This is a genomic window from Burkholderia sp. AU15512 (genome assembly GCF_002223325.1).
Classification (GTDB): domain Bacteria; phylum Pseudomonadota; class Gammaproteobacteria; order Burkholderiales; family Burkholderiaceae; genus Burkholderia.
In genome coordinates, this window is the sequence record NZ_NKEX01000005.1 from 24,083 (window position 1) to 48,573 (window position 24,491).

Annotated in this window: 20 protein-coding genes; 10 read left to right on the top strand and 10 right to left on the bottom strand. The window is 67.6% G+C overall.

Going from position 1 to position 24,491, the window contains the following annotated elements:
* Positions 1-38: 38 nt before the first annotated feature.
* Positions 39-2,297: a hybrid sensor histidine kinase/response regulator gene (locus CFB43_RS17630; RefSeq protein WP_089495922.1), complete on the bottom strand. Its 2,259-nt coding sequence runs from the start codon at positions 2,295-2,297 to the stop codon at positions 39-41.
* Positions 2,298-2,770: 473 nt separating this feature from the next.
* Here CFB43_RS17630 and CFB43_RS17635 point away from each other — a divergent pair, with 473 nt between their 5' ends.
* Genes CFB43_RS17635 through CFB43_RS17645 form a run of 3 tightly spaced genes read left to right on the top strand, consistent with a single transcriptional unit; the run spans position 2,771 to position 4,693 of the window.
* Positions 2,771-3,139 (top strand): response regulator, encoded by a 369-nt coding sequence (locus tag CFB43_RS17635; RefSeq protein ID WP_039344648.1) that lies wholly within the window; start codon positions 2,771-2,773, stop codon positions 3,137-3,139.
* Positions 3,132-3,758 (top strand): chemotaxis protein CheC, encoded by a 627-nt coding sequence (locus tag CFB43_RS17640; RefSeq protein ID WP_039344650.1) that lies wholly within the window; start codon positions 3,132-3,134, stop codon positions 3,756-3,758. The genes CFB43_RS17635 and CFB43_RS17640 overlap by 8 nt, the downstream gene beginning before the upstream one ends.
* Positions 3,755-4,693, top strand: coding sequence for a GGDEF domain-containing protein (locus CFB43_RS17645; protein WP_089443728.1), 939 nt, complete (start codon positions 3,755-3,757; stop codon positions 4,691-4,693). Before CFB43_RS17640 ends, CFB43_RS17645 begins: the two co-directional genes overlap by 4 nt.
* A 54-nt stretch (positions 4,694-4,747) precedes the next feature.
* Here CFB43_RS17645 and CFB43_RS17650 read toward each other — a convergent pair whose 3' ends face one another.
* Positions 4,748-5,632 carry an alpha/beta fold hydrolase gene (locus CFB43_RS17650; RefSeq protein ID WP_089495923.1) on the bottom strand — a complete coding sequence of 295 codons (885 nt, stop codon included), beginning with the start codon at positions 5,630-5,632 and terminating at the stop codon, positions 4,748-4,750.
* 175 nt (positions 5,633-5,807) lie between these two features.
* On the opposite strand from CFB43_RS17650, the gene CFB43_RS17655 reads away from it, so the two are divergent.
* The 5 genes from CFB43_RS17655 (at position 5,808) to CFB43_RS17680 (ending at position 11,212) form a co-directional block, all read left to right on the top strand.
* A complete protein-coding gene (locus tag CFB43_RS17655; RefSeq protein ID WP_089495924.1) occupies positions 5,808-6,140 on the top strand; it encodes a hypothetical protein in 333 nt (110 codons plus the stop codon).
* 259 nt (positions 6,141-6,399) lie between these two features.
* Positions 6,400-7,248 (top strand): presqualene diphosphate synthase HpnD, encoded by an 849-nt coding sequence (gene hpnD / locus CFB43_RS17665; protein WP_089459305.1) that lies wholly within the window; start codon positions 6,400-6,402, stop codon positions 7,246-7,248.
* 13 nt (positions 7,249-7,261) lie between these two features.
* Positions 7,262-8,515, top strand: coding sequence for a hydroxysqualene dehydroxylase HpnE (gene hpnE, locus CFB43_RS17670; protein ID WP_089495925.1), 1,254 nt, complete (start codon positions 7,262-7,264; stop codon positions 8,513-8,515).
* A gap of 15 nt (positions 8,516-8,530) precedes the next feature.
* Positions 8,531-10,504: a squalene--hopene cyclase gene (gene shc / locus CFB43_RS17675; protein WP_089495926.1), complete on the top strand. Its 1,974-nt coding sequence runs from the start codon at positions 8,531-8,533 to the stop codon at positions 10,502-10,504.
* 51 nt (positions 10,505-10,555) lie between these two features.
* Positions 10,556-11,212: a phosphorylase gene (locus CFB43_RS17680; RefSeq protein ID WP_241022391.1), complete on the top strand. Its 657-nt coding sequence runs from the start codon at positions 10,556-10,558 to the stop codon at positions 11,210-11,212.
* 115 nt (positions 11,213-11,327) lie between these two features.
* Here the strand turns inward: CFB43_RS17680 and CFB43_RS17685 are convergent, their stop codons facing one another.
* Positions 11,328-12,302 carry an MlaA family lipoprotein gene (locus CFB43_RS17685; RefSeq protein ID WP_089495927.1) on the bottom strand — a complete coding sequence of 325 codons (975 nt, stop codon included), beginning with the start codon at positions 12,300-12,302 and terminating at the stop codon, positions 11,328-11,330.
* Positions 12,295-14,928, bottom strand: a complete 2,634-nt coding sequence (locus CFB43_RS17690; RefSeq protein WP_089495928.1) for an MMPL family transporter — start codon at positions 14,926-14,928, stop codon at positions 12,295-12,297. The genes CFB43_RS17685 and CFB43_RS17690 overlap by 8 nt, the downstream gene beginning before the upstream one ends.
* A gap of 322 nt (positions 14,929-15,250) precedes the next feature.
* Between CFB43_RS17690 and CFB43_RS17695 the strand changes: the two genes are divergently transcribed.
* Positions 15,251-15,847 carry an MlaC/ttg2D family ABC transporter substrate-binding protein gene (locus tag CFB43_RS17695; protein ID WP_089495929.1) on the top strand — a complete coding sequence of 199 codons (597 nt, stop codon included), beginning with the start codon at positions 15,251-15,253 and terminating at the stop codon, positions 15,845-15,847.
* An 82-nt stretch (positions 15,848-15,929) separates the two neighbouring features.
* On the opposite strand, the gene CFB43_RS17700 is transcribed toward CFB43_RS17695, so the two are convergent.
* Positions 15,930-16,568, bottom strand: coding sequence for a TetR/AcrR family transcriptional regulator (locus tag CFB43_RS17700; RefSeq protein WP_089475944.1), 639 nt, complete (start codon positions 16,566-16,568; stop codon positions 15,930-15,932).
* A gap of 144 nt (positions 16,569-16,712) precedes the next feature.
* On the opposite strand from CFB43_RS17700, the gene CFB43_RS17705 reads away from it, so the two are divergent.
* On the top strand, positions 16,713-18,242 hold the full coding sequence (locus tag CFB43_RS17705; RefSeq protein WP_089495930.1) for an MFS transporter: 1,530 nt from the start codon (positions 16,713-16,715) through the stop codon (positions 18,240-18,242).
* Positions 18,243-18,840: 598 nt separating this feature from the next.
* On the opposite strand, the gene CFB43_RS17710 is transcribed toward CFB43_RS17705, so the two are convergent.
* The 5 genes from CFB43_RS17710 to CFB43_RS17730 all read right to left on the bottom strand — a co-directional run bounded on the left by CFB43_RS17710 (position 18,841) and on the right by CFB43_RS17730 (position 23,991).
* A complete protein-coding gene (locus CFB43_RS17710) occupies positions 18,841-19,434 on the bottom strand; it encodes a type VI secretion system amidase effector protein Tae4 (protein WP_089495931.1) in 594 nt (197 codons plus the stop codon).
* Complete coding sequence (locus tag CFB43_RS17715; protein ID WP_089495932.1) at positions 19,434-19,997, bottom strand: PAAR domain-containing protein; 564 nt, start codon at positions 19,995-19,997, stop codon at positions 19,434-19,436. The genes CFB43_RS17710 and CFB43_RS17715 overlap by 1 nt, the downstream gene beginning before the upstream one ends.
* 202 nt (positions 19,998-20,199) lie before the next feature.
* Entirely contained in the window at positions 20,200-20,844 is a 645-nt protein-coding gene (locus tag CFB43_RS17720) for a response regulator (RefSeq protein WP_089495933.1), read from the bottom strand.
* 29 nt (positions 20,845-20,873) lie between these two features.
* Entirely contained in the window at positions 20,874-22,259 is a 1,386-nt protein-coding gene (locus CFB43_RS17725; protein ID WP_089495934.1) for a cache domain-containing protein, read from the bottom strand.
* Between the two features lie 169 nt (positions 22,260-22,428).
* Positions 22,429-23,991: a sensor domain-containing diguanylate cyclase gene (locus CFB43_RS17730; protein ID WP_089495935.1), complete on the bottom strand. Its 1,563-nt coding sequence runs from the start codon at positions 23,989-23,991 to the stop codon at positions 22,429-22,431.
* Between the last annotated feature and the right edge of the window lie 500 nt (positions 23,992-24,491).

A 24,491-nucleotide genomic window follows, 5' to 3' on the forward strand; every position in this document is an offset into this window, starting at 1 on the left:
CACGCCGCCGGCACCGGCGCGGGCCCGCACGCAGCGGGTCACGTGCCGGCGTGCCGCGCGTGTCGTGCATCGCGCGCTTCACGGATGCCCAGCAGGATCTCGTCGAGCAGCGCGATGTCGAACGGCTTCGACAGCACGCGAACGTTGACGGTGCGCGTGCGGTCGAGCTCCTCCGCGTAACCCGTGACGAGTATCACGGGCAGTTTCTCCGGCCGTTGTTCGACCGCTTCGGCGAGGTCGATACCGTTCAGGCGGCCCGGCATGTGGATATCCGAAATCACGAGATCGAACGCGTCGTTCGCGGCCGCGCCTTCGATCAGGCGCAACGCGTCGTCGGCGGTGGGCGCGTAGGTCACCCGGTGCCCGAGCAGCGACAGTAGCGCTTCGGTGCCGGCCGCGACTTCGCCGTTGTCCTCGACGAGCAGCACATGCAGCCCGGCGAGCGCCCCCGCCCCCGCATCTTGCACGACCGCCGGCGGCCGCGCGACGACATCCTCGACGCGTGCGCGCGGCAGGTAGAGGCGCACCGACGTGCCGGCGCCGACCGCGCTGTCGATCGTCGCGAGGCCGCCCGAGCGTTCGCAGAACGCGAACACCTGCGGCAGGCCGAGCCCCGTCCCCATCCCCTGCGCCTTCGTCGTGAACAGCGGCTCGAACGCACGCGCGAGCACGTCGGGCGCCATGCCCGAGCCCGTGTCGTCGAGCGAGATCTGCACGAAATCGCCGGTGAGCGGAAAACCGTCTTCGCGACGCAGCGTCACGTTGCGCGCGCCGACGGTGAAGCGGCCGCCGGTCGTCATCGCGTCGCGCGCGTTGACCGCGAGGTTGATCACCGCGAGCTCGAGCTCCGCGACGTCGACGCGGATCGGCCAGACACCCGGCTCGATCGCGACGACCAGCGACGATTTCGAGCCGAGCGATGTCTTCAGCAATTCGCGGCACGTGCCGAGCCATTGCCCGACGTCGATCGTTTCGTTGTGCAGCGGCTGCTTGCGCGCGACACCGAGGAGCTGGCGCGTGAGCGACTGCCCGTTCTTCAGCGCGCGCTCGATCGCGCCGAGTTCCTTGTCGAGATGCTGGACCCCGCGCCGCCGCGCGATCTGCACGTTGCTCGAGATGATCATCAGCAGGTTGTTGAAGTCGTGCGCGACGCTGCCGACGAGATTGCCGAGCGCCTGCATCTTGCGCGACTGCCGGTACGCGGATTCGATCGAGCGCCGCATCGACGCTTCGGCCTGCCAGCGGTCCCACGCCTCCTCTTCCGCCTTCAGCCGCTTGAGCGACAGCCAGATCACGGACCACAGCGCGACCGACGGCGCGAACATCGAGATGAACAGCACGCTCAGGTGTTCGTACCATTCATGCCAGATCGCCGACGTGCGGTACGCGCATGTCACGTAGACGGGATAGCTGCCGACCTGGCGATACGCGACGATCTCGCTGCTCGCGCCGTCGTGGCGCACGCGCACGACGCCGGCGCGCGGATCGTTGCGCGCGTCGCCGAACGTGACCGCGCGATCGGTGTGCGCGAGTGCCGGCGGCGGCGGATATGACGCGATCACCGCGCCGTCCGAGCGCGCGAGCGCCATCGTCATCGGCGTGCTCACTCCGCCGAGCAGGTCGCGGTAGAACGCGTTGAAATACGACGACTTCAGCGCGATCGACACCATCCCGGCGAACGAACCGTCGCTATGGCGCCGCGCGACGCCCGTGTTGAACACGGGAATGTTCTCGAGCTTGAGCGGCCCCATCATCAGCCGCGAGATGTGTTCGATGACCTTGCCGTCGCGGATGCCGGCGAAGTCGTCGCGGTTCGCGATCGACGCATAGGGCGCCGGATAGTAGAGGCTGTTCGCGAGCAGCATCCCGCTCGCGCCGAAGATCGACACGGCGGCCACCTGCGGATAGCCGCCGCCGATCGTGTTCAGCGCTTCGTGGATGTCGGACTCCCGGTTGCGCACGGTCGCGTCGTCCATGTCCTGCACGAGATCGACGATGCGCGCATCGAGCGTCTCGCTCAGGTCGAACACCTTGAGCGCGTGCTCCTCGGCCACCCGCACCGTGCGCATCGTCACGTCGCTCGCGGCGGCCTCGCGCGTCTTCAGGTCGTTGTACGCCATCACCACGACGTAGATGCACGGCAGCACGATCGCCGCGACGAGCAGCACGATCAGCGTCATGCGACGCACCGCGAAATCGTGCTCGGGCGCACCGGCCGCATAGTTGCCGTCGTCCTGCCAGTCGTCGGCGGGCGGGGGGGCGGGAGCGTGGGAATCGGCGGGCCGGTTGGACATCATCGAGGAAGCGGGTGAGGCGGAGGTGCCTGCCATCATAAACGAGTTGCGACGGCCCGCCGCACGGCCCCGGACGCCAGCCATCCTGTCGATTTCGACAGGGGGAAATTGTCAGATTGAAAACGCGACGAATCCGGCAGCGCAAACGTACACAAGGAAAAATTTTGCGTACTTATCTCGAAAATGGTCGTGACTGTTTTCGGAATGGCGCGTGTTCGGACCAATTCTGTTCGAAATGCTGAAAATGGCGAGTTGCATCGCCTCCGGTTTACTCAGAGAATCGCGCCTTGCTTTCCCTATGACAGATATATGCGCCCGCCGGTGTTCGCCGCGCGGTGCGTCGCGCGCACTCCGCGTCGCGGCGCCCGCGCGCGGCCGCCAGACGGTTGCCCGCACACCCGAACGCATGGCGCCTAAAGAAGTGCGCCGCGCGGTCGTTAACGCGAGAGAGACCATTCCGTATACCGCATCGCCCCATGCCTTTGCCGATTGTAATTGCCGACGATTCGCTGCTCGCTCGCAAACTTCTGACAAAGGCGCTGCCGGGAGGCTGGGACGTCGAAGTCGCGTATGCCGCGAATGGTCGAGAGGCCTTGGCGCTCTATCGTGACGGCAAAGCTTCCGTAATGTTTCTGGACCTGACGATGCCCGACATGAGCGGATATCAGGTCCTGGAAACACTGCGCCACGAAGATCTGAACACGTTCGTGATCGTGGTATCCGCCGATATTCAGCCGCAGGCGCAAGCACGCGTGCGCGAATTGGGCGCGATCGCATTCGTAGCCAAGCCCGTGACGTCGGAGGCATTGCTGCCCATTCTCAAGGAGTATGGGTTGTATGCCTGACTCGGTGTTCACGGCGGAGCAACGCGACGCGTTGCAGGAGATCGCCAACCTCGCAATGGGCCGCGCCGCCGCGCGGCTCGCGTTGTTGCTCGGGCACTTCATCGAGCTGTCGGTGCCGCGCGTGCGGGTCGTGAAAGCGACCGACGCAGGCGACGCGCTGCGCGAGATGACGGGCATTCACGACAACGTGACCGCCGTGCGCCAGGGTTTTCGTTCCGACATCAAGGGCGAGGCGATCGTGTTGTGCCGCACCGCGAGCATCGCGCGGCTCATGTCGGTCGTCGACCGCACGTTCGGCGATGGCGTGTACGGCGGGATGGCGACCCCCGACGAAGTCGTGTTCGACGTCGCGAACGTGCTGATGGGCGCGTGCGTCGCGTCGATCCTCGACGAGCTCGGCCGCAAGCCCGTGTTCTTTCCGCCGGGGCTGCTCGGCGCGAACGTGTCGTTCGACGACGTATTCCAGCCGACCGAGCTGGCCTGGAGCGTGGCATTGCTGCTGGAAGTGAACTTCGGGCTCGAGGACCACGCGTTCCGCGCCCACTTCGTGATGCTGATGGCCGAGGATTCGATCCGGCTGATGGGCGACGCGCTCGACGCGTTGCTGTCCGCGCTATGACGGCCGCCACCTCGTCGCTGAGCGACCTCGTGATCGAGCGGGTGGGCTTCGGCCTGTTCGTGCTCGACCGCGCGATGACCGTGCTGATGTGGAATCGCTTCATGCAGGACCACAGCGGCATCCCGGCCGCGGACGTGATCGGCCGCAACCTGTTCGACTGTTTTCCCGACCTGCCGCGCGCGTGGCTGTCGCGCAAGCTCGAGAGCGTGTTCCAGCTCGGCAGCTTCGCGTTCAGCTCGTGGGAGCAGCGGCCCTACCTGTTCCGCTTCGAGCACGACCGGCCGATCACGGGCGGGGTCGACTACATGCAGCAGGACTGCACGTTCATGCCGCTCACGCGCGGCCGCGACGTCGAAGCCGTGTGCGTGACGATCTCGGACGTCACGCATGTGAGCGTGATGCAGCGCGAGCGCGAGGAAGCGGTCGCGAAGCTGCGCGAGCACGCGAATCGCGACGGCCTGACCGGCATCGCGAACCGGCGCTTCTTCGAGGCGCGGCTCAGCGACGAATTCGCGCGCTGGCAGCGCTATGGCGGCGACCTGTCGGTGCTGCTGTTCGATCTCGACCACTTCAAGACGATCAACGACCGCTTCGGGCATGCCGCCGGCGATGCCGTGCTGCGCGAGACCGCGCGTCGCGTCGCGTCGATCGTGCGTGCGCAGGATACGTTCGGCCGCTTCGGCGGCGAGGAATTCGCGCTGCTGCTGCCGTGCACGAATCTCGACGAGGCGATGCTCGTGGCCGACAAGGTGCGCGATGCGATCGGCAGCGTGCCGGTCGATGCCGAGGGGGTCAGCGTGCCGGTGACGGCGAGCGTCGGCGGCGCGTGTGCGAAGGCGGGCGCGCCGACCAGCGACGTGCTCGTCAACGAGGCCGACGCCGCGCTCTATCGCGCGAAGCGGCTCGGGCGCGACCGGTCGGTCGCGTATGCGTAGGTGGCGCATACGCCCCGCCGTGCGCGGAGCGTATGCGCCGGGCGCGTGCCGCGCTCAGCTTTTCGCGATGTCGGCCAGTACGCCGGCGAGCACGGCCGGCTGCGACATGAACGGCGAATGGCTGCTGTCGAGCTGGTGCACGTGGGTCGGGTTGCCGGGCGCGAACGCGTCGGCTTCGTCGATGAAGCGCTGCTGCAGCGCGGGCAGGATCACGCGATCCTGCAGGCACTTGATGTAGTGACGGTCGATCGCGCCCCAGCGTGCGGCCGTCGTCGGGATCGCGGTCGCGAACGGCGCGGCCGGCACGTCGCAGCTCATCAGGTTCGCGACGGCCTCGAAGTCGGCCTGCGGCACGTCGTCGTATAGCGCGCGCTTCGCGAGCTCGCGATAGGCGGGGTCGCCGCTGCGCGGATCGATGCGCAGCGCACCGGCGACGCGCGGGCTCGCCAGCATCAGCGGGCCGAGCATTTCACCCTGGTTTTCAGGTGCGCGCACGTAGTCGAGGCCCGGCACGCCCGACGCGGGCATGAAGGCCGCGAGATAGACGATCTTCGCGATCTTGTCCGGCGCGCGTTCGGCGGCCGCCGTGATCGCGAGGCCGCCCATGCTGTGCCCGACGAGCACGACCTTGCCGCGGCCGAGCGCGTACGCGTCGTCGACCGCCTGCATCACCTGCGTGGCGTAATCGTCGAGCGTCGTGTTCGCGACCGGCGACGGCTCGGCGCCGAACGCGTCCTTGTCGAGCGGGCGTGCGAAGTAGGAAGCGGGAAAACGGGCGTTGATGCCGTGCGCGGGCAGGTCACGCGCGATCGACAGGTGGCCGCGCGCGGCCAGCGCGGCCGCGACGTGCGCGTAGCACCACGCGCCGTGCCAGGCGCCGTGCACGAGCACGAAAACGGGATGATCGGACTGCGGGGTGGCGCTTGCGTTCGTCTCCATGGTGTCCGGGTCTTCAGATCTTGAGAAAGGTGTCATCTTAGACGAACCCGTGTACGCCCTGACGGGCCGGATTCGATCCGTCCCTCTTGTCTCGTACAGGCCACATTTCGTTCGTATCTGATTTGAATTTATCGCGAAGCACGCTAATTTGTTGCTTTGCCTGCGATTGCGCCCCATGAACGTCGACTATCTCTTCTACCGGAGGCCGGACAAGCCCGGCCCCTATTCGCTCGACGACCTCGGCGACATCGCGCCGGCGATCGGCCCGGGCGACCTGGTGCGTGCGGGCATCGCACGCGTGTTCGCGCAGATCGACTGGCAGGAATCGCCCGATGTGCCGGGCGCGTGGTTCGGCACGGGCGGCGCGACATTCCAGTTCACCGCGGAGCCCGACGGCCGCGTGACGAGCTTCATGGGCTCGCGCCTCGAACGCCGCTCGATGCTGCAGCTCACCCGCGAAATGGGGCTCATTGCGCTCGACCTGCAACGCGACATCGTCTACGGTTGACGCGCCGCCGGCGCCGGCGCCTGCCCGGGCCGGCCGCGCTTGCCGGTCAACGGCTTCCGGCCTGCCGCCGCATGCGGCGCGTGTCCGCCATCGAACTTCAAAGATTGCTATACTTTCGCCCAATTCCGGCTTCCGGCCGGCAATTTGTGCCTGTCTGTGTCGATCGTTCGCATATCTCGCACGCATTTGACACCCTGACCATCCCAGCCGGGCATGGCTTCTTCAATCGCCCCGCGTGGGTGTCTCCGTGGAGCTCGTCTTGGCCGTTTCCCATTCCGTCGTGGACGAACAAGAAACCGACGCCGCTGCCGTCACATCGGGCAGTTCTTTCTATCTTGCGATGCGCATCCTGCCGGCTGCGCAGCGCGATGCGATGTTCCAGGTCTACGCGTTTTGCCGCGCGGTCGACGACATCGCCGACAGCGACCTGCCGCGCGCCGAGCGCCACGCGGGCCTCGACCGCTGGCGCGCGGACATCGACGCGTGCTTCGCCGGCCGCCCGCCGCGCCACCTGGCCGCGCTCGATCGCGAGATCCGTGCATTCAACCTGCAGCGCGACGACTTCCACGCGATGATCGACGGGATGGCGATGGATGCGGTCGAAGACATCTGCGCGCCCGACGAACCGACGCTCGACCTCTTCTGCGATCGCGTGGCGAGCGCGGCCGGCCGGCTGTCGGTGAGGATTTTCGGGATGCCGGAAGCCGAAGGGATCAAGCTGTCGCATCACCTCGGCCGCGCGCTGCAACTGACGAACATCCTGCGCGACATCGACGACGATGCGGCGATCAACCGTTGCTACCTGCCGCGCGAGCTGCTTGCGCGCGAAGGCATCGCGATCACCGACCCGGCGACGATCGTGCGCGATCCGGCGCTGCCGCGCGTGTGCGCGACGCTCGTCGAGCGCGCGCTCGAGCACTTCCGCCAGGCCGACGCGGTGATGGACACCTGCGCGCGTGCGCAGGTGAAGGCGCCGCGCATCATGTCGGGCGCGTATCGCTGCATCCTCGAAGCCGCGATCGCACGCGGCTTTGCGTTCCCGCGCGCGCCGCTGCGCAAGCCGAAAGCACGCATGCTGATGATCGCCGCGCGCTACGCGCTGTTCTGAGCCGACCGAGTCGATGCCCAGGACCGTCCACGTGATCGGCGCCGGCGTTGCCGGCCTGTCGGCCGCGGTCGAACTGCAACGCCGCGGGCGACGCATCGTGCTGCACGACGCGCACGCGCATGCGGGCGGCCGCTGCCGCTCGTGGTTCGACGGGACGCTGAATACGACGCTCGACAGCGGCCTGCACACGGTGTTCGCGGGACAGCCCGCGACGCAGCGCTACCTGCGCGCGATCGGCGCGGCCGACCAGCTCACGGGGCCGGCGCTGCCTGAATTCCCGGTCGTCGACGTCGCGTCGCAGCAGCGCTGGACGCTGCGCTTCGGCGGCGGGCGCTGGCCTTCGTGGCTGTTCGATGCCGCGTCGCGTGCGCCGGACACGACGCCGCTCGACTACCTCGCGCTCGCGCCGCTCGCGTTCGCGCGCATGGGCCGCTCACTCGCACAGACGATGCGATGCGACGGCATGTTGTGGGAACGTTGGCTGCGGCCGTATTTCCTCGGTGTGCTGAACGTCGAGCCGCGTCACGCGAGTGCCGAACTCGCGCGCGCGGCGCTGTGCAGCACGTTTTCCGCGGGCGGCGCCGCTTGCCGCCCGCTCGTCGCGCGACACGGCCTCGGCAGCGCATTCGTCGAACCGGCGCTGCGGATGCTGCAGCACGGCGGCGCGCAGATCCGGCTGAACTCGCGGCTCGACGCATTCGAATTCGGCGCGCACGGCAACGCGGTCGATGCGGTTTCGGTTGGCGGCGAGCGGATCGATCTCGCGCCGGGCGACGCCGTCGTGCTGGCCGTGCCGCCCGAGGTCGCGCAGCCGCTCGTGCCGGAACTCACCGCGCCCGAGACGTTCAGTGCGGTCGTGACCGCGTATTTCGCGGTCGAAACCCCGGCCGGCAATCCGCTGCAGACCACCGTCATCAACGGCGTGGTGGATACGGTGCGCACCGGCGGCGGCCAGCTCGCGGCGACGATCCGCGACGCGGGCCGCTGGCTCGACACGCCGCGCGACACGCTCGCGCGGCGCATCTGGGAAGACGTCGCGCGCGTGACCGGCGCGAACCCGGAAACCATCCCCGCGTGGCAGCTCGTCGTCGAGCCGCGCGCGGGTTTTGCGGCGGTGCCGTCGCAGGAAATGAAGCGTCCGGCCGTGCGTACGCGCTGGACCAATCTCGTGCTGGCGGGCGACTGGATTGCCACCGGCTTGCCCGCCACGATCGAGGGTGCGATCCGCTCCGGCCAGCTGGCCGCGGACGTGCTCCAGACACAGTAAGTAAAAGAGGGACCGATGAACGATCTCACCGAAATGGCTACCCTGTCCGCCGGCGCCGTGCCGGCCGGCGTCGATACGGCCGTCGCGCGTGCGACCGACGCGCTGCTGGCCGCGCAGAACGCGGATGGCCACTGGGTCTACGAACTCGAAGCCGATTCGACGATTCCCGCCGAATACGTGCTGCTCGTCCACTATCTCGGCGAGACGCCGAACCTCGAGCTCGAACAGAAGATCGGCAAGTATCTGCGCCGCATCCAGCAGGCCGACGGCGGCTGGCCGCTGTTCACCGACGGCGCGCCGAACATCAGCGCGAGCGTGAAGGCGTATTTCGCGCTGAAGGTGATCGGCGACGACGAGAACGCCGAGCACATGCTGCGTGCGCGCCGTGCCATCCACGCGATGGGCGGCGCCGAGATGTCGAACGTGTTCACGCGCATCCAGCTCGCGCTGTACGGCGCGATTCCATGGCGCGCGGTGCCGATGATGCCGGTCGAGATCATGCTGCTGCCGCAGTGGTTCCCGTTCCATCTGTCGAAGGTGTCGTACTGGGCGCGCACGGTGATCGTGCCGCTGCTCGTGCTGAACGCGAAGCGCCCGCTCGCGAAGAACCCGCGCGGCGTGCGCATCGACGAACTGTTCGTCGATCCGCCCGTCAACGCCGGGCTGCTGCCGCGCCAGGGCCACCAGAGCCCCGGCTGGTTCGCGTTCTTCCGCGTGGTCGACCATGCATTGCGCGCGGTCGACGGCCTGTTCCCGAACTACACGCGCGAACGCGCGATCCGTCAGGCCGTGTCGTTCGTCGACGAGCGCCTGAACGGCGAGGACGGCCTCGGCGCGATCTATCCGGCGATGGCCAACGCGGTGATGATGTACGACGCGCTCGGCTACGCGGAAGATCACCCGAACCGCGCGATCGCGCGCAAGTCGATCGAGAAGCTGCTCGTCGTGCACGATGACGAAGCGTATTGCCAGCCGTGCCTGTCGCCGGTGTGGGACACGTCGCTCGCCGCGCATGCGCTACTCGAAACGCGCGACGCGCGTGCCGAGGATGCCGCGATCCGCGGCCTCGAATGGCTGCGCCCGCTGCAGATCCTCGACGTGCGCGGCGACTGGATCTCGCGCCGCCCGCACGTGCGGCCCGGCGGCTGGGCGTTCCAGTACGCGAACGCACACTACCCGGACGTCGACGATACGGCGGTGGTCGCGGTGGCGATGGAGCGCGCGCAGCAACTCAAGCAGAACGACGCGTATCGCGATTCGATCGCGCGGGCGCGCGAGTGGGTCGTCGGGATGCAGAGCAGCGACGGCGGCTGGGGCGCGTTCGAACCGGAAAACACGCAGTACTACCTGAACAACATCCCGTTCTCGGATCACGGCGCGCTGCTCGATCCGCCGACGGCCGACGTGTCGGGCCGCTGCCTGTCGATGCTGTCGCAGCTCGGCGAGACGCCACTGAACAGCGAGCCGGCGCGTCGCGCACTCGACTACATGCTCAAGGAGCAGGAGCCGGACGGCAGCTGGTATGGCCGCTGGGGGATGAACTACGTGTACGGCACGTGGACGGCACTGTGCTCGCTGAATGCGGCCGGCCTGACGCCGGACGATCCGCGCATGAAGCGCGGTGCGCAATGGCTGCTGTCGATCCAGAACAAGGACGGCGGCTGGGGCGAGGACGGCGACAGCTACAAGCTGAACTATCGCGGTTTCGAGCAGGCGCCGAGCACCGCGTCGCAAACCGCGTGGGCGCTGCTCGGCCTGATGGCGGCCGGCGAGGTGAACAACCCGGCGATGGCGCGCGGCATCGACTACCTGATCGCCGAGCAGAACGAAGAAGGCTTGTGGGACGAGACGCGCTTCACGGCGACGGGCTTCCCGCGCGTGTTCTACCTGCGCTACCACGGCTATCGCAAGTTCTTCCCGCTGTGGGCGCTCGCCCGCTATCGCAACCTGAAGCGCGACAACACCACGCGCGTGACGGTCGGGCTGTAACGCGTGGCGCCGCAATCCACCGGCTCGCTGCCCGTCATCGCCGTGACGGGGATGGCGTTCGAGGCGCGCATCGCGCGCGGCGACGGCGTCGAAGCCGTCTTTGCCGCACGGGCCGACCGCCTCGAACGCGCGCTGACCGAGGCGACCGCACGCGGTTGCGCAGGCATCGTGAGCTTCGGCACGGCAGGCGGGCTCGCGCCCGACCTGGCGCCCGGCGCGCTCGTGGTCGCGAGCGCGATCGACGGGCCGTTCGGCCGTGTCGAGACCGACGCAGGCTGGAGCGCACGGCTCGTCGCCGCGCTGCACGACACGCCCGTCTGGGCGCGCGTCACGCGCGGCACGATCGCGGCCGTCGGCGCACCGGTCATCAGCGAGCAGGACAAGACGTCGCTGCATCGCGCGAAGGACGCGCTCGCCGTCGACATGGAGTCGCATATCGCGGCGGCCTTCGCGGCGGCGCGCGGCGTACCGTTCGCGGTGTGCCGCGCGATCGTCGATCCGGCGTGGCGCACGTTGCCGCGCGCGGCAACGGCCGGCCTGCGCGACGACGGCAGCACGGCGATCCTGCCGATCCTGCGCGAACTGCTGAAGCAGCCGTCGCAGCTCGGCCCGCTGCTGCAGGTCGCGAGCGATGCGCGCGCGGCGCGCACGACGCTGATCCAGGCGCGGCACGCGTTCGAGCGTGCCGGTGCGATGCGGATCGCCTGAGCGGCACGCGCCGCCTGTCTCGCCCTTCTCCCCCCGGTTTTCCGTTTCTCGCGGACAAAAAAAGAGCGCTGCATCTGCAGCGCTCTTTGTCTTTGTGGCGGGGGCCGCTGCAGCGTTACTGCTGCACGGCCGGCGCGCTCGCGGGTGTCGCGGGTGCGGCCGCCGATGCCGCAGCCGGCGCAGCGGCCGATGCAGCAGCAGGCGCGCTCGCGGGCATCGCGTTGTCCGCGCCCGGATCGTCGTACTGGGGCAGCCCCGGCGCGGCCGGTGCATTGCTCGGCGTGGCGCCCGATGCACCGCCCGACTCGCCCGGATCCTCGTAGTTCGGCAGCCCCGGCACGGCCGGCGTCGCGGCCGGCACGGCGCCCGCTTCACCCGGTTCGTTGTAGGCCGGCAGCGCGGCCGACGACGACTGGCTGCGATACGTCAGCGACTTGCGCTGCTGCAGGTACGCGTCGCGCACGAACGAATACGGATCGAGCGCGGCCTGCTTCAGCAGGTCGGTCGCGCCGAGCAGATCCGAACGCGCGCTGATGAACTGCGCGATGTACATCGGGTTGCGCGCGGCCGGCTCGATGTAGTTCAGCAGGTTGAAGCGCACGTCCACCGCGCGGCCGACGCCGTCGCGGATCGTGCTCGGCCCGAACACGGGCAGCACGAGGTACGGGCCCGACGGCACGCCCCAGCGCGCCATCGTCAGGCCGAAGTCCTGGTGATGCTTCGGCAGCCCGGCGGGCGTCGCGATGTCGATCAGGCCGGCGACGCCGAACACCGAGTTCATCGCCACGCGCATCAGATCCTCGGTGGCATCGGTGATGCGGAGCTGCAGCAGGTTGTTCGCGATGTTGCCGAGATCGCCGAGGTTCGAGAAGAAGTTGCTGATCGCGGTGCGCACGGGCGTCGGCGTGACCTTCTGGTACCCCTTCGCGATCGGCTGGGCGATGTTCGTGTCGACGGTGTCGTTGAACTTGTACATCGCCCGGTTCATCGGCTCGAGCGGGTCGTTGGGGTTGCGGTTCGGTCCCGTCGCGCAGCCGGTCAGCGCCGCGCTGGCGGCAACGGTCGCCGCAATGATTCGCACCTTATTCATTGATTCCTTGCGATTGGTTCTTGGCGCGTTTGACGCGCGGTTTGCCCATCAGGACGGGCTGGAACACCACGGCGCCGATCAGCGTGCAGGTCAGGGCCAGCGCGAGCAGCTTGCCCATGCTCGACGTGCCCGGGTGGTGCGACAGCCACAGGCTGCCGAATGCGGTCGCCGTCGTCGCGGCGCTGAACAGGACGGCATGCGTGAGGCTCGAGTGCAGCAAGCCGGTTTGCCCCGCGCGCCACGCCATCACGAAATACACCTTGAACGCGACGCCGACGCCGAGCATCAGCGGCAGCGCGATGATGTTCGCGAAGTTGAGCGGCATGCCGAGCACGACGCACAGCTCGAGCGTCACGACGCCCGACACGAGCAGCGGCACCAGCGTGCGCAGCACGTCGCCGAAGCGGCGCAGCGTGACCCACAGCAGGACCGTGATCGAGATGATCGACCACAGCGCCGCATGCAGGAACGCGTTGATGATCGTGTCGGCCGAATGCAGGATCGAGATCGGCCCGCCGGTCGTGCCCGGCTCCGCGGCTTTCACGGCCTTCGCGAAGCGGCGCAGCATCGTGTCGTCGCCCGGGTCGACGCCCTTCGGCACCTTCGGCGAAATCTGCACGAGCGCATGGCCGTCCGGCGCGACCCAGTCGCGCACCAGCTGCGGCGGCAGCGATTCGCGCGTGACGCCCTGCGGCTGCAGCAGCGACGCGAGCTGGTTGAGCGCGATGCGCAGCGTGTCGGAGAACGCGCGTTCGGCGCGGTCGCGCGTCGCGGCATCCGCGGCGGCGAGCTTCGCGAGCGACGCCGACAGGTGCTGCGCGGCGGCCGCGCCCGGGCCCGGGTGATCTTCGGCCGCGTAGCTCAGCAGGTCCGACACGCGCTTGAGCGCGGCGACGCGCTGCGCGTCGGTCGCGGGCGGCGCGGGCGGCTGCGTCAGCGCGGGCAGCAGGTCGCTCGCGGCCGCGGCGATCGCCGCGCGCTTGGCCGGCTGGTCGGCGGGGATGAAGGTCGACAGCGTGGTCGTGCGGCCGACTTCGGGCAGCGCGTCGAGGCGCTTCGCGGCCGCATCGGCCTGCGCGAGCGACGGCGCGAGCAGCGTGACGTCGTTGACGGCGGCTTCCGGCGAATCCTTCAGCGCGAGCAGCGTCGCCATCGATTCGCTGTTCGGGTCCTTCAGGTGCAGCGGGTTGAAGTCGAAGCGCAGGAATGCGAGCAGCGGCAGCGCGCCGATCACGACCACGAGCGTACCGATCAGGATCGGCTTGCGATGGCGGTCGAGGTAATCGTCGACCGGCGCGAGCCACGGAAAGCCCGGCGTCTTCGATTCGCCCGGCGGCGCGAACAGGCGCAGCAACGCGGGCAGCAGCGTGATCGTGGTGAGCAGCGCGACGAACATCCCGACGCCCGCGATCAGGCCGAGCTCGGACACGCCGCGATAGGCGGTGGGGATGAACGAGAAGAAGCTCGCCGCGACGGCCGCGGTGGCCAGCGCGAGCGGCATGCCCATCGAGTGCGCGGCGCCGATCAGCGCATGGTCGATGCGCGGATCGCGGAAGCGCTCCTCGCGGTACTTCACGCCGTACTGGATCGAGAAATCCACGCCGAGGCCGACGAACAGCACCATGAACGCGACCGAGATCATGTTCAGCGAGCCGACCATCGCGAGGCCGAGCGCGGCGGTCACGACGAGGCCGACGAACAGCGTGACGAGCACCGAGCCGATCATCCGCTTCGAGCGCAGCGCGAGCCACAGGATGACGAGCACGGCGAGCAGCGTGAAGACGCCGTTGAGCGCCGCGCCGTCCTCGACCGACGCGAATTCGTCGTCGGCGAGCGGCTGTTCGCCGGTCAGGCGCACGACCGCGCCGTAGCGCTTCTCGAGGTCGATCGAACGGGCCGCGTCGCGGATCACCTGGCTGGTTGCCGCGCCGGCCTTCAGCGCGCCGTAGTTGACCACGGGCTGCACGGTGACGAACGCGCGCGCGGGCTGCCGCGCGGCATCGTTATCGACCAGCGCGCGCCACGAGAACGCGGCCGGCTTGCCGGCCAGCACGTCGTCGACCGTCGCGGCGCTGCGGGCGAGCAGCTTCGCCATCGTCGGCAGCTTCACCTGGCCGGTCAGCAGCGGCTGGCCGAGCGTGGTGGAGAGCGTCGTGGCGAGCCCGGTCAGGCTAGGGTTCTTCGCGAGTTCGTTGACGAGCGGGCGCGCACTCGCGAGCTGCGCGGTCGTATCGGTGACTTCCTGCGGCGACAGGAACAGCAGCCCGTTGTGCTCGAAGAACGGCCCGCCGCCGGGCTCGGCGACCTGGCCGATGCGGCCGGCGGCGGCATCCTTCTGCAGTGCTTCGGTCAGCGCCTGTGCGGCGGCATTCGCGAATTCGGGCGCGGGCGCCTCGACGACCGCGAGGATCGTGCCGTTGCGTTGCGGGAACGCTGTGTCGACGGCGTGGCCGAGCGCGGCGAATTGCGGTTCCGCATCGACGAGCTTGCTGATGTCGGTGTTGATCTTGAAATGCTGCGCGACATAGACGCCGCTGAGCGCGGCGATGACGAGCGACAGCACGACGACCCAGACGGGCCGGCGTACCGACCATGCAACGAGTCGGACGATGAGAGATGTCACCATGTGGCGGTGGGGAGCGGCTGGAAAGGGCAAAGTAGCCAAGTATACCGGCGCGGCGTGGCGGCGGTCGTGACGTTGGGGGTTACGAGAACGGAAGGAGATTTGTTCGCGGCGGCGGAATCGATACCGGTGGCTGGCCGGTTTGTAAGGGGATATTTACATAAACGGCGCCGGGCTGCTTCGACGCGCCGCCGCCGGCCTGTGACAAAGGATCTGAAAGGTAACAGTCGGTCACGGCGGCGCACCGAGGCGTCGGGCCCGGTATACTTTGCTCCGTCGGCCGGTGCAATGAACCGGTCGTTTTTTCTCATCGAGCGATATTCGTATGAAACGTCAACTGTTTGCTTTCGTCGCGGCGGCCGCCGTGTCGGTTTCCGCTTTTGCGCAGAGCGCGCCGGTCGATATCGTCCGCAATGCGGTCGAGGGTACCGTCAACGCGATGAAGGCCGATCCGGCCGCACGCGGCGGTGACATGGCGAAGGTCTCGGCGGTCGTCGAGCAGCGCTTCCTGCCCGCGACCAACTTCGAGCGCACGACCCGCATCGCGGTCGGCGACGCGTGGAAGCAGGCCACGCCGCAACAGCAGCAGGAGCTGTACAAGCAGTTCAAGCTGCTGATGACGCGCACCTACGCCGCATCGCTCGCGCAGCTCGGCAGCCAGGACGCGAAGTTCTCGTTCAAGGCCGGCGGCGCGTCGGGCGCCGACGCGCTCGTCCAGTCGACGGTCACGACGCCGGGTGACAGCCAGTCGGTCGGCTATCGTCTCGGCAAGGTCGGCAACGACTGGAAGATCTACGACATCGACATGTCGGGCGCGTGGCTGATCCAGGTCTACCAGGGCCAGTTCAAGAGCCAGCTCGCATCGGGCGGCATCGATGGGCTGATCGCGTACCTGCAGAAGCACAATTCGCGGACGAATTGATCGGCCGCTGAGCGGTCCGGATTCCGGATGCACGAAGGGCGCCCTCGGGCGCCCTTTTTCATGGCTGTGCGCTGGCGGCGCGTTACGCGCCGACGCCGAGCATCCGCAGGCAATCGTCGACCACCGCATCGACGAACGCGGCACGATCCGCTTCCGGCGCCGCGATGATGTGATCGGTCGCACCATGCACGCCCGCATAGATCAGCAGCGCGGTGACCTGCGGGTGCGCGAGCCGCCAGGTGCCGGCCCGCGCGCCGCCGTCGAGAATCGCGCCGAGCTGGTCGAGGATCGCGTTCTTGTCGGCATTCGCGCGATCGTGGTGATGGTGGTTCGTGTAGACGATGTCGTGCGTGCGGTAGGTCGCCGCGTAGGTTTCGATGTTGGCGCGGATCCACGCGCGCAGGCGCGCAAGCCAGTCGTCGGCGTCGCATGCGTCCACCGCGTGCTGCAAACGGTCGAGGAACGACGCCGTGTAGCGCTGCGCGAGCGCGGCGAGCATGTCGGACTTCGATTCGAAGTAGTGATAGAACGTGCCCTTCGCGACCTGCGCGTGCTCGACGATCTCGCTGATGGTCGTCGCTTCCACGCCCTGCGCGAGAAACAGCGTCTCGGCCGCCGCCATCAGTTCCTCGAGGCGCACTTCCGCCGGCTTCGTGCGCGGCTTGCCTGCCGGCGTGTCGTCTTTCACTGTCCTGAGTCCTGCCTTGGTCCTGTCCGTCATCGCGCGGCTCGACGCCCGTTCATGCAAAGCCCGCAGTTTAGGCCAGCGTCCCGCTCACGGCCAACGCAGTCCATTGACCGACGGTCGGTCGATATATATGATGAGAATCATTCTCATCTCGATGCCCGTCAAGGGCTGACCACCATGCCTCGCTCCCGTCGCGCCGCACTCGTCCTGGCCGCCTGTCTCGGCACCTTTCTCGCCACGCTCGACATCAGCATCGTCAACGTCGCGCTGCCGACGCTGCAGACGGCGCTCGATACCGATATCGGTGGCCTCCAGTGGGTCGTCAACGCGTATGCGCTGGCGCTGTCCGCGTTCATGCTGTCGGCCGGGCCGCTCGGCGATCGCTACGGGCACAAGCGTGTTTGGCTCGCCAGCGTCGTCCTGTTCACGGCGGGGTCGGTGGTGTGCGCATGCGCGGGCAGCATCGAGCCGCTGCTGATCGGGCGCGCGATCCAGGGGCTCGCCGGTGCGTTGCTGATACCGGGCGCGATGCCGATCCTCACGCATGCGTTTCCCGATGCGCGGGAGCGTGCCCGCGCGATCGGCGGGTGGTCCGCGTTCAGTGCGCTCGCGCTGATCGTCGGGCCGCTGGTTGGCGGCCTGCTCGTCGAGCACGGCGGATGGCAGAACATCTTCCTCGTCAACGTGCCGATCGGCATCGTGACCGTGCTGCTCGGCGCATGGGGCATTCCGGAGCGCCGGCATCCGCAGCACGCGGCGTTCGATCCGCTCGGCCAGGCGCTGAGCGTGATCTGGCTCGGGTTGCTCACGTACGGGCTGATCGGCATCGGCGAAGCCGGCGCGTGGCACGCGAAGGTGCTCGCGCCGCTGGCGGGCGCAGCGGTGGCGTTCGTCGTGTTCGTGCGAGTCGAGACGCGTGTCGAGCGGCCGCTGCTGCCGGTCTGGCTGTTTCGCGACCGGCGGCTGGTGCGCGCCAATCTCGCGTCGTTCGTGCTCGGGTTCTCGGGGTACAGCAGCCTGTTCTTCCTGTCGCTGTTCCTGCAGCAGGCGCAGGGGCGCACGCCGGCCGAGGCCGGCTGGCAACTGATGCCGCAGTTCGTGATGACGGCGATCACGTCGATGCTGTTCGGGCGCATCGCGGCGCGTATTCCGTTGCATGCGCTGATGGTGGGGGGATACGGGCTGATCGGCGCGATGCTGTCGCTCATGGCCGGCTTCGGCGCGGACACGTCGTATGTGCCGGTCGGTGTCGCGCTGGCGTTGCTCGGCGTCGGCATGGGGCTCGCGGTGCCCGCGACCGGCATGACCGTGATGGAACTGGCGCCGGCCGAACGCGCGGGCATGGCGTCGGCGACGATGAACGCGTTGCGTCAGACCGGGATGAGCATGGGCATCGCGGTGCTCGGCAGCGTGATGAGCGTCGGGGCGCTGCACCGGATGACGGCCGCGATGCTGGTGGCCGGCAGCGCGCAAGCGGATACGCTCGCGCGACAGGCGGTGATGGAGCATGTATTTGCGGCAGGGCAGCCGGCGCTGCTCGGCGCGTATCGGGATGCGATGGCGCACGGGTTTTCGGTCGCGGTTTTGTGTTCCGGGATCCTCAGTATTGTGGTTGCGGTGATGCTGATGGTGCGGCGTGAAGTCAGTCGAAAGCAGGGTATTGCGCCGGTGTCGTGCTCGACGCAATCGCGGCCGGAACGACCGTGACCGGTCAACTTCGCCACCTATCGAATCACATATGACGCGATGTAGATCAGCATCGTGGGCGTTGCCAAGGCGGTCAAGGAAAGCACCAATTTTCGTGCTGTGACACGTTGACGCGCGATCCGCCAACCCGCGAAGGCGAATGCAAGCGATGGGCCGAGCAGCAACACGATGAGCAGCGCGAAAACTGGCCAGGGTGGTGAACAGAGATCGATTTCGCGGCAGGAATGCTGACCGAAGTGCATTCGCCAACCGGTATGAATCCGCCAATCGATCCGGCTTCCGATCCAGCATGCGAGCCAGGTAGTTACCAGACCTGCGATCCTGTACAAGAGCGAGAGTCCTACACGTCTTATTCTTGGCCGCATGTCCGAGGATTAACGTGATTTCCTGCGAGTCACGATGCTCGCCGAAACGATCGCAAAGATGGCAGACAGCCCACCCCATCCTGCGAAGAACGCATCCGCGATTTCCGGGTTCGTATCGAAAAGGCTACCTCTGCCATGCAGGACGAGTGTTCCGTATGCGTAGAGAGAGCCCCAGCAGATCAAGGTGGCGAAGGCTACGCCGACAAGTGCGCTCGCTACAGCGGCAACGAATTTCATTTGACGGGAAAGAACAAAATGGTTTTTGAGTTGCGGAAATCCGACCAGAAACCCGCTATGACAATATTCCACGAAATCCGAATGCCTGATGCGAAACCGGTGAGCCTGCCTCCATTCCAGAGGTCGATATGGCCGCCGCTCAAATTGTCCGGCGAATCGCCGTCCTGCAGCCAATAGCCATCGAAGAAGACAATTTCGGTTCGACTTGCTACCTTGCTCGCCCAATCGCGTCCCGTAATGTTCTCGGGAGCCAGTACGCCGGCGACCGGCCGTAGCTTCAACCATTCAGCAAACTCGTATGCGCGTGTGGCGGTCGATTTGCCGTTGAGCATGAGGCGGCCCAGTGTCGGCTTGCCTGGCATTGGCCGGACCCGCTTCTGCGAAAACGACTTCATCTCGATGCCGACGTTGTGCAGCGTTACACTCATCCGGATGGCGCACTGGTTCTGGTACTGTCCGTTTGGATCGTCGTATGGATTTCCGTGAGCATAGTTGCTCCAGAGTTCGGAAAACGTCACCGACTTCAGTTGGACTTCCTTGTGCGAGTTTTGCACGGCGGTCGTCCTCACGACTGTTTTTGCGTTTGGCATTACGCATCTCCGCTCAGTCGTGCGAGCGCTTCGTCGCCCCAATAGACCGTGTACGTGCCCTCATGGCTCGTATGAACACGCGGCAGGTATCCGGTGGCATCGAGTCGGCCCGAGTGAACACGCCCGTCCGATGTTTCGATGATGTACGGATAATCCGGCACTGCGCCGTTTCCGACGGCGCGAACGCATTCGTCATAGGCGCCCGCGGCTACGGCCGCCGTATTGCGTTGCGGATTCGATCCGGACGAAACGACGCCTTCCGTTTCCGCTTCGTCATCGCACCATGAATTGCCGGAGAGCACCGCGATGATGCGTGGCGGTGTCGCACATCGACATAAAACGATGTCGCCATCGGCCGCCGTTTCGCCCATGAATGCGATGCGCTTCGGTCCGCCGGCCTTGGCAATCTGTCCAGTACTTCCGCATGCTTTGCAGAACGCGAGGCCGCCGATCAGCGCAACCTGATGGCCAGCGTCGCCAAACGTGAATGGCGGCCCTGCGTAGGCAACAACGTGTCCTCCGGTTTCCAACTCGTCGCCGACAACGGCGATGCGGCGCATCATGATTTCGCTCCTCGGTCCAGATCACCGATATCTGCCGGTGATGCCGGTTGCCGCACGACGAGTTCATGCAGGCGTCATGCGAAACACGAGCACGATGCTCGTTCCGGCAAGCGAAAGGATTCCATCGACCCGGGGAGCGGTCGATTGGACGAGTATGAAATTGGACGGCGAATCGTGAGGTGGATGCCGTTGACGTGCTGGCCTACCTCCGCCGATGCTCGACCGCGAACTTGATCAGCTCGGCCTGCCCTTCTATCTCCAGCTTGCGCTTCAGATTGAGCCGGTGCGTCTCGACCGTGCGCACCGACAGCCCCGTCTGCTGCGCGATCTGCTTGCTCGACAGCCCTTCCGCCAGCGCGTCGAGGATGTCGCGTTCGCGCGGCGTGAGCCGGTCGAGCGGCGACGCGGTCGCGCTCGCGTGGATCATCCGCGCGGCGAGCCCCTCGCTGAAGAACGTCTGGCCGGCCAGCACCGCGCCGATCGCACGCACGATCTCGCTCGCGGGCGAATCCTTCAGCAGGTAGCCGCTCGCGCCGGCACGCACGGCCTGCGTCACGTATTCGATGTTGTCGTGCATCGACAGCATCAGCACGCGGATGGCCGGAAAGCGCTCGTGGAACACGCCCGCGAGCGTGATGCCGTTCATCCCGTTCATGCCGACGTCCATCAGCGCGAGATCGGGTTCGAGCGACGCGGCAAGCGCGAGCGCCTCGTCGGCGTTGCCGGCTTCGCCGACCACGGACAGGTCGGCCGCTTCGAGCCGCATCCGCAAGCCGTCGCGCACGAGCGGGTGGTCGTCGACGAGCAGCAGTCGGGCGACGGGCCGGGCAGTGTCGGGGGCGCTCATGCGTGAAAGGTCTCCTGTGATGGGGCGCGTCATGACGCGGCGCGGGGCAGCGGCACGCGCGCGGCGACGATCGTGTGGCCGACCTGCGACGTGATCGTCAGCATGCCGCCGAGCGCGTCGAGGCGCTCGCGCATGTTGCGCAGGCCGATGCCGCGCCGCGCGTCGGCTTGCGAGCGTTCGGCGTCGAAGCCGCAGCCGTTGTCGGCGATGGTCAGCAGGACGGATTGCGCGCCGACGTCGAGCGTGACGGCCGCGCGCGACGCCTGCGCATGATGCACGATGTTGCTGAGCGCTTCCTGGGCGATCCGGAACAGCGCGGTGTTGACGGCTTCGGGCAGCGGCCGGGCGCCGCTGTGCGCGACCTGCGTATAGCCGATGTCGATGCCGCTTTCGGCGCCGAGCTCGCGCACCAGTTGCTCGAGCGCGGCTGCGAGGCCGAGGTCGTCGAGCATCGACGGACGCAGCGCATGCGAGATGCGCCGCACTTCGCGCAGCGTGTCGCCGAGCCGCCCGACGCCCGATGCCAGTGCCTGCTCGGCTTCGGGCAGGCGGGCCGTGCCGCGTTCGAAGCGGGCGAGCGCGGATTCGAGCATCAGCTTCGCGGACACCATCATCTGGCTGATCCCGTCATGCAGCTCGCGCGACAGCCGCGCCCGCTCCTGCTCCTGCGATTCGACGACACGCTGCGCGAGCAGCTTGAGCTTCGCGTCGGCGCTGCGCGACTCGCTGACGTTCAGCACCAGCGCGCACACGGCGATCGCCGCCGCGCCGGTGAGCGCGATCGCGGTCAGCCAGCTCATCGTGCGCTCGATGTTCGCGGATGCGCGTGCGTCGATGCGCTGTAGCGCGGTGTCGACGTCGTCGAGATAGATGCCGGTGCCGACCATCCAGCCCCAGCGCTCGAGCGCGACGACGTAGCCGAGCTTCGGCGCGACGCGGCCCGTCGACGGTCGCTGCCATGCGTAGCGCACGTAGCCGCCGCCGCTCGACGCCGCGCCGATCAGCTTCTGGATCGTCAGCGCGCCCTGCGGGTCGCGCATCGACCAGTAGTTGTGGCCGACGCGCTCGGGCTCGCGCGGATGCATCAGCGAATTGCCGTGCAGGTCGTACACGAAGAAATAGCCGTCCGGGCCGAAATCCATCTTCTGCAGCATCGCGAGGGCCTGCGTCCGCAGCATCGCGTCGTCGCGCGCGTTGCGGCCGCTCGCGTCGTAGAGCGGCATGATCGCGCTCGTCGCCAGCTCGACGTAGTGCTTCAGCTCGACTTCCTTGCTCGACAGGTACGCGGCCTGGATCGTCGCGTGCTGCGTGCGCGCGAGGGACGTCGCCTGCTGGCGCACGCCGAAGCCGATGCCGGCGATCGCGAGCAGGAACGGCACGATGGCCAGAAGGAAGATCTTTGCCTTGAGTCTCATGGTGGTGCGAAGCGGCCGTGCACCCGCGCGGGCCGGCCGGGTGCGTCAGCCGTGCGGCGGCAGGTCGAGGCGACATTGTCGGCGATTTTGCGCACGGGCGGCGACGGCGGCCCGGCGGCCGCCCGGCCGTTGCGCGGCCGTCGCCCGGCGGCGTGGCGTGTCCGGCCGTTCAGGCCTGCCGCGCCGCGAGGCCGCCGGAAGCGGCCGGGTGCACGACGATGCGGTTGCGCCCGCCTTCCTTCGCGCGATACAGCGCGTCGTCGGCGAGCTTCAGCGCGCCCTGCATGTCGTCGTCGTGTTCCGGATAGCTGGTCGTCACGCCGATGCTCACCGTCAGTCGGCCGGCGGCACCGGCGTCGTGCCGGATGCCGAGATCGAGGATGCCGGTGCGGATCGTCTCGGCGATCGTCACCGCGCCGTCCGTGTCGATGTCGGGCAGCACCACGACGAATTCCTCGCCGCCGTAGCGCGCCGCGTAATCGGCCGGGCGGCGCAGGCAGCCGGCGATGCAGTGGCCGACCGCGGCAAGCGCGTCGTCGCCGGCCTGGTGCCCTTGCGTGTCGTTGTAGCGCTTGAAGTAATCGACGTCGATGAACAGCAGCGACAGCGCGTGCTGCGAGCGCGCGGCGCGGCGCCATTCGCGCGCGAGCGTGACGTCGAGCATCCGGCGGTTGTCGAGGCCCGTGAGGCCATCGGTGCGCGCGAGCGCCTGCAGTTCGGTTTCCGCGCGGTGGCGCTTGCGCAGCTGCACGTCGAGCAGCAGCGACAGGCCGACGAAGCCGATCGCGAGCGCGACCATCGCGGAGCCGATCGGAATCGCACGGTCGTACCACGCGGCGTAGGTATCGGCTTCCGAGCGCGCGACCATGATGATGAGCGGCAGGTTCTCGAGGTGCCGGAACACGTACAGGCGCCGCACGCCGTCGATCGACGCGGTGTCGGCGAAGCTGCCTTGATTGGCGGTCATGAACCGCCGGAACGTGCTGGCATGGCTGATGTCGCGGCCGACGATCTTCGGGTCGTACGGCTCGCGCGCGAGCATCCTGCCGTCCGTGTTGATCAGCGCGATCGAGCCGCGATCGCCCAGCGACAGGCGGGAGAACAGGTTCTGGAAATATTCGAGCCGGATCGACATCACGGCGACGCCGCCGAACGAGCCGTCGGGCTTCGTGATCCGCCGGCTGAGCGCGATGCTCGGCGAGCCGCCGCGCATCCGCGAGTGATACGGGGGGCTGACGTACAGGCCGGCGTCGGGGTGATCGCGGTGCACGACGAAGTAAGGTTCGTTGCCGAAGTTGGCCTTGCGCGGCACGTCGCTCTTGCCGTCGACCTCGATGTCGCCCTTCGCGTCGAGCACGTAGATCCCGCCAAGGTACTTGGCGGTCGTCGCACGGTCGAACAGCACCTGGCGCCGCAGCGGCATCGGCAGCTTGACGACCTCGGGGTCGTTCTCGCCTTCGACGACGGCCTGCAGCGACAGCGAATAGATCTCGATGTTGCGCTCGATGTCCCACGACGCCATCAGCGCAAGATTCTGCTGCATCGCGGCCGAACGGTCGCGCGCGTCGATGCGGCCCTCGTACAGCACGACCCCGCACAGGAGCAGCAGGACCAGCGCGATCAGCAGCCCGGTATAGAAGATCAGGTGCGGCAGCAGGAACCGGCGCAGATGCGTGGCGACACGGCTCGTCAGGCCGGATTCGCTGGGCATTGCGTAGTCGGTTTCTGCCATGGTCGGTGGATCGGTGGGCATTGCCGCCGGGAGGCGGGCCGATGCGATTGTTCGTATGTCGTGCCGGCGGCGATCCGGTACGCGGCCATTCCGACGCCTTCCTGCCGGCCGGCGGGGAAAATGGACGCCGATTATCGTTAATCGCGGCCAGATATACCGGTAAATCACGCATTCACTGGTGACATCTGCGCCGATTCAACGATCCGACGAATCGGGCAACGCGAATTCAACGGAGTATAACGCGCGCATCCGCACGCGCGAGAAATGTTGCGGGCGGTTGATCCGGATCAAATTACTGTGTAATCCCGTGCTTGCGAATCCCGGGCAGAGCGTTGTGGCACAAGGCTTTGCGGCATGAACGGTCGTGGTGTGCGGCATGCAGCCGCCAATTCCGTCCGGTGAGCGACATACGCACGCGGAAAAGAAGGCATGCGATAGGCGCCGATTATTCGTTTCAACGGCCGGGCGAACGTGAAAACGAAAAACGGGCGGCCGGGGCG

Excerpts from the sequence above, each read along its gene's own strand:
- CFB43_RS17630 (WP_089495922.1), bottom strand. The coding sequence starts at position 2,297 with ATGATGTCCAACCGGCCCGCCGATTCCCACGCTCCCGCCCCCCCGCCC.
- CFB43_RS17635 (WP_039344648.1), top strand. The coding sequence starts at position 2,771 with ATGCCTTTGCCGATTGTAATTGCCGACGATTCGCTGCTCGCTCGCAAA.
- CFB43_RS17640 (WP_039344650.1), top strand. The coding sequence starts at position 3,132 with ATGCCTGACTCGGTGTTCACGGCGGAGCAACGCGACGCGTTGCAGGAG.
- CFB43_RS17645 (WP_089443728.1), top strand. The coding sequence starts at position 3,755 with ATGACGGCCGCCACCTCGTCGCTGAGCGACCTCGTGATCGAGCGGGTG.
- CFB43_RS17650 (WP_089495923.1), bottom strand. The coding sequence starts at position 5,632 with ATGGAGACGAACGCAAGCGCCACCCCGCAGTCCGATCATCCCGTTTTC.
- CFB43_RS17655 (WP_089495924.1), top strand. The coding sequence starts at position 5,808 with ATGAACGTCGACTATCTCTTCTACCGGAGGCCGGACAAGCCCGGCCCC.
- hpnE (WP_089495925.1), top strand. The coding sequence starts at position 7,262 with ATGCCCAGGACCGTCCACGTGATCGGCGCCGGCGTTGCCGGCCTGTCG.
- shc (WP_089495926.1), top strand. The coding sequence starts at position 8,531 with ATGAACGATCTCACCGAAATGGCTACCCTGTCCGCCGGCGCCGTGCCG.
- CFB43_RS17680 (WP_241022391.1), top strand. The coding sequence starts at position 10,556 with ATGGCGTTCGAGGCGCGCATCGCGCGCGGCGACGGCGTCGAAGCCGTC.
- CFB43_RS17685 (WP_089495927.1), bottom strand. The coding sequence starts at position 12,302 with ATGAATAAGGTGCGAATCATTGCGGCGACCGTTGCCGCCAGCGCGGCG.
- CFB43_RS17690 (WP_089495928.1), bottom strand. The coding sequence starts at position 14,928 with ATGGTGACATCTCTCATCGTCCGACTCGTTGCATGGTCGGTACGCCGG.
- CFB43_RS17695 (WP_089495929.1), top strand. The coding sequence starts at position 15,251 with ATGAAACGTCAACTGTTTGCTTTCGTCGCGGCGGCCGCCGTGTCGGTT.
- CFB43_RS17700 (WP_089475944.1), bottom strand. The coding sequence starts at position 16,568 with ATGACGGACAGGACCAAGGCAGGACTCAGGACAGTGAAAGACGACACG.
- CFB43_RS17705 (WP_089495930.1), top strand. The coding sequence starts at position 16,713 with ATGCCTCGCTCCCGTCGCGCCGCACTCGTCCTGGCCGCCTGTCTCGGC.
- CFB43_RS17710 (WP_089495931.1), bottom strand. The coding sequence starts at position 19,434 with ATGCCAAACGCAAAAACAGTCGTGAGGACGACCGCCGTGCAAAACTCG.
- CFB43_RS17715 (WP_089495932.1), bottom strand. The coding sequence starts at position 19,997 with ATGATGCGCCGCATCGCCGTTGTCGGCGACGAGTTGGAAACCGGAGGA.
- CFB43_RS17720 (WP_089495933.1), bottom strand. The coding sequence starts at position 20,844 with ATGAGCGCCCCCGACACTGCCCGGCCCGTCGCCCGACTGCTGCTCGTC.
- CFB43_RS17725 (WP_089495934.1), bottom strand. The coding sequence starts at position 22,259 with ATGAGACTCAAGGCAAAGATCTTCCTTCTGGCCATCGTGCCGTTCCTG.
- CFB43_RS17730 (WP_089495935.1), bottom strand. The coding sequence starts at position 23,991 with ATGGCAGAAACCGACTACGCAATGCCCAGCGAATCCGGCCTGACGAGC.